Consider the following 7,979-nt stretch of genomic DNA (forward strand, 5'->3'; position numbering starts at 1 on the left):
CATCAATTCCCTGTTGAATTAGCGTGTTGATGCGGTTCAAGAGGGGTGTGAGTGGTGCGAGGATGGCGTATTTTTTGGGTGCCGGCGGGGCGGTCTGTCGAGTCGAAGCGATTGCCGGTCTTGGGCGGTTGGGATGGCTTGGCGGAGGACGAGGAGCGGTCGGGTGTGCGTCCTGGGACGCCGATCCTGCTGTCGCCGGACTGCCAGATCGATGGACGGTTGGCCCGTTTCCTGGTCCGTTCGTCCTTCGCCCGGCTGGAGCAGGAGACGAAGCGGAACTATGCGACGGACTATTGCGTCTTCTTCGACTTCCTGTGGCGTCGAGACAAGAACTGGGATGAGGCAGGCCCCGATGACCTGTGGGATTTCGAGGACTGGCGCACGAGATCGCTGAGCAACCCGCGGCGGGTCGGCGGTGCCCGTTGGAACCGGGGCCTTGCGGCTTTGGGTCGCCTGTACTCGTGGGCGGTCAAGCAGGGGTACGTGTCCGCGAGCCCGATTGAGACGCGGGAGGCGGTTGGGCGGCACGGGCAGTCCGTGAAGGTGCCTGCCGCCCGGGCGAAGGATGCGAGGTCCAGTGATGTGCGCTGGCTGACGCCAAGGATGTTCCGGCATTGGGTGGATGTGGGCTTGCGCGGGTTCTCCGCGGATGGTGTGCCGGCGGCGGCATGGGTCGGGCGGATGGAAGACCGGAATTCGGCTTTCGCCAATCTGTTGTTCTCATCGGGTCTGCGGCTGACCGAGGCCGCTTCGCTTCTCACTCTCGAGGTTCCGCAATCCGAGGTTGGCCACCGGCGGTACTTTTCGGGCCGGCTGGCCCCGGTGGTGACGAAGTCGAAGCGTGCCCGCACGTTCTATATGGCGGCGCCGGTGGTTGGCGAGATCGAGGGGTACTGCGATGCCGGCAGGGCGAGGGTGATCCGGCGTGCCCAGCGGCAGGGCCGGTATGACGTGTTGCCGCGGATGCGTCTGGTGACGTCGGTCTCCGGGCGCCGGATGAAGGTCCTTCACTGGCGTGATCGTGACGGAATGCTTGGTGAGACGGCCCTGGCCCGGGCGAGCGTCGAGGAGCGTGGACTTCTTTTCACTGAGGGGCCCGAGGGTCCGGAACCGTTGTGGCTGTGGCTGAACGAGTCCGGTCTGCCGTTCCGGCCGGCGTCCTGGGAGGGTGTGTTCCGGACGGCCACGGAACGGTGCGAGAAGACCCTGTCGGGAGAAAAGGGTGATGCTCCATTCTGCACTCCGCACATGTGTCGGCATTCCTTCGCGCTCTATATGCTGGTCGCCCTCCACCACGCGATGGATGTCCGGCTCGGCCTGACACCGAAGGAGCGCCGGGACTTTCGCCTCCTCTATGGGGATCCCTGGCGGATGGTCCAAGACCTCCTGGGCCACGCGGACGTCGAAACCACACGCAAGATCTACCTGGCCCCGGTCTCCGACCTCCAGCTCCACTCACTGATCTCCTCACCTACGGCTGGCGCGGGCGACCCGGAGGGCGGGACAGCCGACGATGTCTCCTGGATTCTTGCCCGGCTCGCGGCCGAAACAGGCACGATCCAGGACCTGATTGAAGACGAGGCGGCCCTGTGAGCGGCCGAGGACACCGGGCGGCCCTGCCGCCGGAGCCCCACCACCGGCCGATTCCGCGGCCCCATGACGGGCTGAAGGTCGAGCACCGCGACAAGAAAGGGCGCATGGGCACCTTCAACTTCGACGAACTCCCGGTGGGCGTGGAACTGCAGCGCGCCTTCGCCCGATGGTTCGCCGAGAAGTGCGCACCGGGCGGCGGCTGGGATTCCCTCCCGTCCAGCAAAGCCATGTGGTTCCGCCTTACCGCATTCGGGCGCTTTTGCGCCGAACAGGACAATCCGCCCCAGCGCCTCGTCGACATCACACCGGCGTTGTGGAACAGGTGGCGGATGCGCCGCCCGGAAGGCATCTACGGCTACTCACAGGTGATCGCACTGGGTGGCTTCCTCAGGAGACACCACGAGCTGAGCGAGCCTACGAGGTCCGCGATGGCCAGGCGGCTTCCCCTGGTCACGTCCACGGGACGGGCGTTGGCCCCGGACGAATTCGAGGAAGTGCGCACCGCAGCCCGGAAGATGTTCCGCTCCGCCCACCTGAGAATCCGGGCCAACACAGAACATCTAAGGCGATGGCGTGAGGGATCCTTCGAGCAGCAAAGCCGCGATTGGCTCATCGGAGAGGCCCTGGACTCGCTCGCCCGTACCGGCTACGTCCCCCACATCCTCCGCAAGGACGGGCGGCACCGCAATCTGACCCGGAGTGTTGCCGCCCTCGGAGGCGATGAGGCCCGGCATACGTGGATGCGGCTCTTCCTGAGCCGGTCCGAAGCGTATGCGCTGGCCGTGTTGCTCGTGATGGAGTTCGGACTTAACGCGACCGTGGCGTCGGAAATGCGCGCGCCTCGGGCCTTGCAAGACGGCGGATCGGACGGATTCCCCATCTACCGGTTGGAACTGGAGAAGCGGCGGCGGGGAGCGGGCCGCCACTTCGAGACCCGGAATGTCCCGGACACCGGCGCCGACACGCCAGGGCGGCTCATAACGAAGGCTCTGGAGGCGACTTCCCACGCCCGGGCCTTTGTCACCGCCGCCGACAGCACCCTGGACTTCCTGCTCATCTGGCGGAACGCCCAGCCAGGTCCCAGGAACGTGTCCCCCGTGACGCCATTCGGGATCGGCCTGACGAAGAACCCGGCCGACTCCTGGCTCCGGGAAACCGGCCTGACCGGCGCTCCCCTGCAAAGACTGCGGAAGACGGTCAATGTGCTGCACCGCAGGGAGCCCGGCCAGAACAGCCAGGACACCCACGACGCGGTCTATGTCCTCCCCGAACCCCAGGTGCAGCATGCATCCGTCCCGATCATCGCCGACGGCGCCGAGAGCGCCCTCGCCCACGCCCGGCACACCGTCCTGCGCGCCCAGCTTGCCGACACCGCCCGCCCGGATTCCCAGGAGACCCCCACCGCCGACTGCTGCGACTACAAGAACAGTCCATTCAGCACCCAGGGAATGGGGTGCAGGGCCTCGTTCCTGATGTGCACGGCGTGCCCGAACGCGCGCATCCACCCGAAGCACCACCCACGCCTGGCCTACCTGCACCTCTCGCTGGCCAGCCTGCGTTCGGTCCTGGACGACGAGACCTGGGCAGCGGACTGGGGCAACCCGTTCACGCGCCTGGAGGACCTCAAGCACAGGCTCGGTGACCCGGTCTGGACGACCGCCCTGGCCAGCGTGACCTCCACCGACAGAACAACCATCGGCAGCCTCCTGGAAGGACAGTACGACCTGTGACCCTCGCAATCGAAGAGACCGCTTCCCGCCCGGCACCGCATGCCCAAGCAATCCTGCCCGGTCTGATCGAGGAGGGCTTCACCGGCCCGGTGCCCCGATTCGGGGACCCGTCCTGGAGCCTGGAAGCATTGGTGCACGGCCCCGGCGTATCACGCACGACGATCCACTGGGAGACCGTGCCCGCGGCATTCCGGGAGGAACTGCGGCACCTGACGTGGCTGCTAATCAACACTTCGCTGCCCGCCACCTTCCTGATCGGCAAACACCCCCGGTGGCGGACCACCGTTTCGCCCCGCCACGTGTATCCCACCGTGGCGATATGGAGGGCATTCTGCCAATGGCTGGAGGAAAGAGGAAGCTCATCCCTCCGCGACTGCACTCCATCAGATCTGCGGGCCTACGCCCTCCACCTCGCAACGGACCGGGCAATGCTGCGCAACCCAGCCCAGAAAGTCCTCGCCGCCCTGACACGGCTCTGGGCCCTGGACTCCTCGAACCCCTTCCCTGTCGGCCTCTGCGAACCACCATGGCTGACCGAAGGTGCCGATGATTTCCTCCCTGCCGGGTCTTCCATGGCCGAGAACTCGACAGAGCCAATCACCCCTGAAACCATGGGCCCACTGCTGATCTGGGCCTTGCGCGTTGTCGACGACTTCGCCGAAGACATCCTCACTGCCGTCCAACGGAAAGAAGAGATACTCGTCAGAAGCAAGCAGAACCCCGCCACCCCAGAAGGCCAGGCCATGCTCGAGGACTATCTGGGGCGCATCATCGCCGCCGGCACATCGCTGCCGAGCATGGCAGCCGGGAACAAGAGCGGACTCGCCGCAACGTACATCGCCCACGTAACGGGGGCGGCGATACACCAGGTCCACCATCAGGTAATCACAGGGCGCTGGCGGGAACGGCTCCTGTCCGCCGATGGTCCCGCTCCCGTCTTCACCGAACTTTCCGGCACGGTCGATGGCCGTCCCTGGAAGAAATTCATCGACTACTCCGAGGTGGGCACCCTCAAGACTCACCTGACGACCGCGGCCTACATCGTGGTGTCGTACCTGACGGGAATGAGGCCCCGTGAAATCCAGGGACTCGAAAGGGGCTGCTGCCCGGAGCCGGAATCAGGGCGTCACCTGATCCACGGCCGCGTTTACAAGACGGCCGTCAACGAAGACGGGAACCACGTCCCGCAGGGAACCATTCGCGATGTTCCATGGGTGGCCATCGAACCGGTGGTCAGGGCCATCCGCACAGTCGAGAGGATCAACCCCGACGGGTATCTGTTCGGCGGCCTGCCCCCCGACACCATGAATCTGCGCGTCGAGAAGTTCATCGCATGGGCTTCGAACCTAGCCAAGACCCTGGACCGTCCTCACGAGATGATCCCTGAGGACAGGTACGGCCCGATCGGGGTCTCGCGGTTCCGCCGGACGCTGGCATGGCACATCGCCAGGCGCCCCGGCGGGCTCGTCGCCCTCGCCGTCCAGTACGGCCACATGCGCACCGCCATGAGCGCCGGCTACGCGTCCCGGAGCCGGAACGGAATGCACGACCTGCTCGACCTGGAAGCGGCTCTCGCCGCTGCCGACACCCTCGCCTCGCTCAACGAAGACCTCGCGAACGGCGCAGGCATCTCAGGCCCAGCGGCACGCAGAGCAATCAACGCCGCCCGGCACGCCCCCGAATTCGCGGGCACGATCGTCAACGCGAGACAGGCCCGTGCGCTTCTGGAAAACCCATCGCTGACCGTCTACGAGAACCCGTCCGCGATGCTCATGTGCGTCTACAAACCGGACCGCGCCCTCTGCAACCGCATCACCGAACGCGAAGCACCGCGCCTCGACCGCTGCGTCCCATCCTGCGCGAACATCGCACGAACCGATGATCACGCACACCTGATGCGACAAGAAGCGGAATCCCTGGAGAAGCAAGCCCCGAAGTCCCCCGAGCCCCTCGGGCACCGGCTGGAAGCCCGCGCCCGGCGGCTCCGCCAGGAAGCCGATCAGCACGATCATTCCCGCATGGTTCTCCAGGAGACCAGATGAGCCCCGTGCACGACGAACGTGCCCGCATCCAGACGGCCATGGAGCGGATCTTCGGTGGAAGACCGGAACATTCCAACGGCGCCCTGACCGTCGTGGCCCTCGCCGCTGAAGCAGGAGTGCCCCGAAACGCACTCACCCAGCGGCACGTCGATCTCAAGAACCTCTTCTACGAGAAGGTAAGGGCACTCGGCGGGACACCTGACAGCGAGAGACGCCTCCGGCGGGAGACAGCAAGGCTGAAACGGTTGCGGGAGGACGACAAGAAAGTGATCCAGGAACTAAAAGCAGACAACGAAGCCCTCATCGGGGCACTCCACCTCACACAACTCCAAAACGAAGAGCTCCGACGGCGACTGGCAGAGTCCGGAGGCGTGCTCCACGCCATCGGCAGGAGTTGATGCAGAGCACCCGAATTGACGCAAGGAACGGCGGTCTCACTTGCCCTAATTTCCAGGAACTATGAGGTCAGCCCGGAGTCGCGTTTTATCCGAAGCGAAGAATTTGTCCTCTTCATCCATCCAGCGATGCCAAAGTGCCCTGTGACTTTCTCCGTCCCGCTCTATGCCTCGTTGTAGACGCTCATCCTTGTGAGCCTCGACCCAAACAGCGAATGCAATCCTGTCGATGCTCTCGCGCCTGGTGCACGTGACGCCTTCGATGAGCACCACCGGACTCCAGTTCACCGTTGTCCAACGCCCCAGCGAATCACCGAACTCGTCGCCCTCCCAGTCCCTTTGCTGGTAGTGGGCCGGGTACCCATTGAGTAGGGGGTCCAGGACCTGTTGCTCGAACCTGGGCCACCATCCAGCAAAGTTGTCCCAGGAAACGAAGTCGTCAATTGGTATGACCGGGGCGTTCAACAATGGGGCCAACTTCCCCGCCAACGTGCTCTTGCCCGATCCTGAAGGCCCATCGATTCCGACGATCTTGATGCCCCGAACGGCTGGGGTCTCCAGCACCGCCCTCTGGATGGTCTGCAAAGTGTTGTTCACGTGACAATCCTTCATGCTCATTGCGTGTGGCTCTCTCACGGCTCACCGCCCGACGCTAGCGCAGTCGGATTAGACCGGCATTGGTGGGACGGAAACCGCATGCATCGAAGTAGAACGTTGACGAAGCCCACCAGGCCCAGGTCGTCGCGCGCTGTGACCCACCCCAGACTCAGGCGCGAGAGAACATCAGTCCAATCAACTTCAACCAATGCATGATCGAAGCCTTCTGCGTGCAGCTGGTTGATTTCGTCGTTCCGAACCATTCCGCGCCATTCAAAGGTGATCGTCATGCTGAACAGCATTGCAGATGCCGCCGCCCACGGACCGCCCGGGTAATGTAGCCAGATGCCAAACCTCAGCATGACGATCAGAGGCGCCGCCATCAACGATGCTGACAACGTTTGGCGTCTAGTTCAGGATTTCGCGCGAACGTTCGCGCCGAAGCGGGAATCCTTTGACCTAACCTTCCGTTCGTTGCTCCAGGAGCCCCAGACGCTCATTCTGGTAGCCCAACAGCGTGACGGATCCGTCGTCGGCTACCTTCTAGCCCATTGCCGAGCCACCTTTCTTGCCAACGGCCCTGCTGCCTGGGTCGAAGAGGTCATGGTGGCCGAGCGGGTACGACGGCAGGGTGTGGGACAGGCCTTGATGACTGAGGTCGAGTCGTGGGCGCATGCGCGGGGCGCCGCATATGCCTCTCTAGCAAGCCGGCGGGCGGGCGATTTCTATCGTGCCCTGGCATATGAGGACGCCGCGACCTTCTTCAAGAAGCCCCTTTGATTCCCTGCAAGGGTGCCGGCCGCGCCCTTGCGGAGTCACGCCGTTCGTGATTGACCCAGCCCGCATAGCTTCAACACGCTCGAATCGCTCAGCCTGACGAAACAGGGGCCGTGGTTGTGTGAGCCTCCATGTTCTGTGTGCAACACCGGCCAAGTCGTTAGCAGAAGAGGATTCTAGGGGCCTGACCTAGGATTCGTAGATGGATAATTTTGTCGGAAGTATCTTCCTGAATGGAACGGTCGGCGCCGGCAAAACCACGGTGGCCGGTTGTATCGGGAGGATCTTGCGACAGCGGGCCGTCGCCCACGCCATCATTGATCTGGATTCGATACGCCAGTCGTGGCCAGCACCACCGAACGACAGATTTAACCACGAGCTCGAGTTGGTCAATCTCGCATCGCTCGTAGGTAATTATGCTGAAGCCGGCGTTGAGACTTTCGTACTTGCCGGCGTCATTGAGGATGCCACCGAAATTCCGCGCTATCGAAAAGCGTTGGGAGGCAGGCCGCTTGGGGTTTGTCGGATTACCGCCGATGACTCGGTCCTCCGATCCCGCCTGAACGCCCGGCACCAGAATGACTCAGACGCCCTTCTCTGGCACTTGAAACGGGCGGTCGAGCTAGAAAACATACTCCTGACACAGGCTCTGGACGATTTCGTGGTGGATTCTTCGGACAAAACAGCAGAAGTGGTAGCGCGGGAAGTCTTGGAACTGGCCACCCGTTAGGAGAGAAGCGGGGGAATCAAGCGCTTGCCGCGTTGACGCAAGTGGGAAAGCGTCCATCCAAATTTCTGGCTGTAGTCGGCCGCACCTTCGTCAACACGCTGAACTTGACAGGGAA

The 7,979-nt window shown here is 63.7% G+C and carries 8 protein-coding genes; 6 read left to right on the forward strand and 2 right to left on the reverse strand.

Going from position 1 to position 7,979, the window contains the following annotated elements:
- Positions 1 to 165 precede the first annotated feature (165 nt).
- From V9L18_RS21770 to V9L18_RS21785, 4 genes are all read left to right on the forward strand, one after another.
- Positions 166 to 1,593: a site-specific integrase gene (locus V9L18_RS21770; RefSeq protein ID WP_337349230.1), complete on the forward strand. Its 1,428-nt coding sequence runs from the start codon at positions 166 to 168 to the stop codon at positions 1,591 to 1,593.
- A gap of 104 nt (positions 1,594 to 1,697) precedes the next feature.
- On the forward strand, positions 1,698 to 3,323 hold the full coding sequence (locus V9L18_RS21775) for a hypothetical protein (protein ID WP_337349231.1): 1,626 nt from the start codon (positions 1,698 to 1,700) through the stop codon (positions 3,321 to 3,323).
- On the forward strand, positions 3,320 to 5,365 hold the full coding sequence (locus V9L18_RS21780) for a hypothetical protein (protein WP_337349232.1): 2,046 nt from the start codon (positions 3,320 to 3,322) through the stop codon (positions 5,363 to 5,365). The genes V9L18_RS21775 and V9L18_RS21780 overlap by 4 nt, the downstream gene beginning before the upstream one ends.
- Entirely contained in the window at positions 5,362 to 5,763 is a 402-nt protein-coding gene (locus V9L18_RS21785) for a hypothetical protein (protein WP_337349233.1), read from the forward strand. Before V9L18_RS21780 ends, V9L18_RS21785 begins: the two co-directional genes overlap by 4 nt.
- 45 nt (positions 5,764 to 5,808) lie before the next feature.
- On the opposite strand, the gene V9L18_RS21790 is transcribed toward V9L18_RS21785, so the two are convergent.
- On the reverse strand, positions 5,809 to 6,357 hold the full coding sequence (locus V9L18_RS21790; RefSeq protein WP_337349234.1) for a uridine kinase family protein: 549 nt from the start codon (positions 6,355 to 6,357) through the stop codon (positions 5,809 to 5,811).
- 35 nt (positions 6,358 to 6,392) lie between these two features.
- Complete coding sequence (locus tag V9L18_RS21795; RefSeq protein WP_337349235.1) at positions 6,393 to 6,647, reverse strand: hypothetical protein; 255 nt, start codon at positions 6,645 to 6,647, stop codon at positions 6,393 to 6,395.
- A 55-nt stretch (positions 6,648 to 6,702) separates the two neighbouring features.
- Between V9L18_RS21795 and V9L18_RS21800 the strand changes: the two genes are divergently transcribed.
- Positions 6,703 to 7,137 (forward strand): GNAT family N-acetyltransferase, encoded by a 435-nt coding sequence (locus V9L18_RS21800; RefSeq protein WP_337349236.1) that lies wholly within the window; start codon positions 6,703 to 6,705, stop codon positions 7,135 to 7,137.
- A gap of 199 nt (positions 7,138 to 7,336) precedes the next feature.
- Entirely contained in the window at positions 7,337 to 7,864 is a 528-nt protein-coding gene (locus V9L18_RS21805) for an AAA family ATPase (RefSeq protein ID WP_337349237.1), read from the forward strand.
- Positions 7,865 to 7,979 lie beyond the last annotated feature (115 nt).

The sequence above is a fragment of the Pseudarthrobacter sp. CCNWLW217 genome, from assembly GCF_037203985.1.
Classification (GTDB): Bacteria; Actinomycetota; Actinomycetes; order Actinomycetales; family Micrococcaceae; genus Arthrobacter.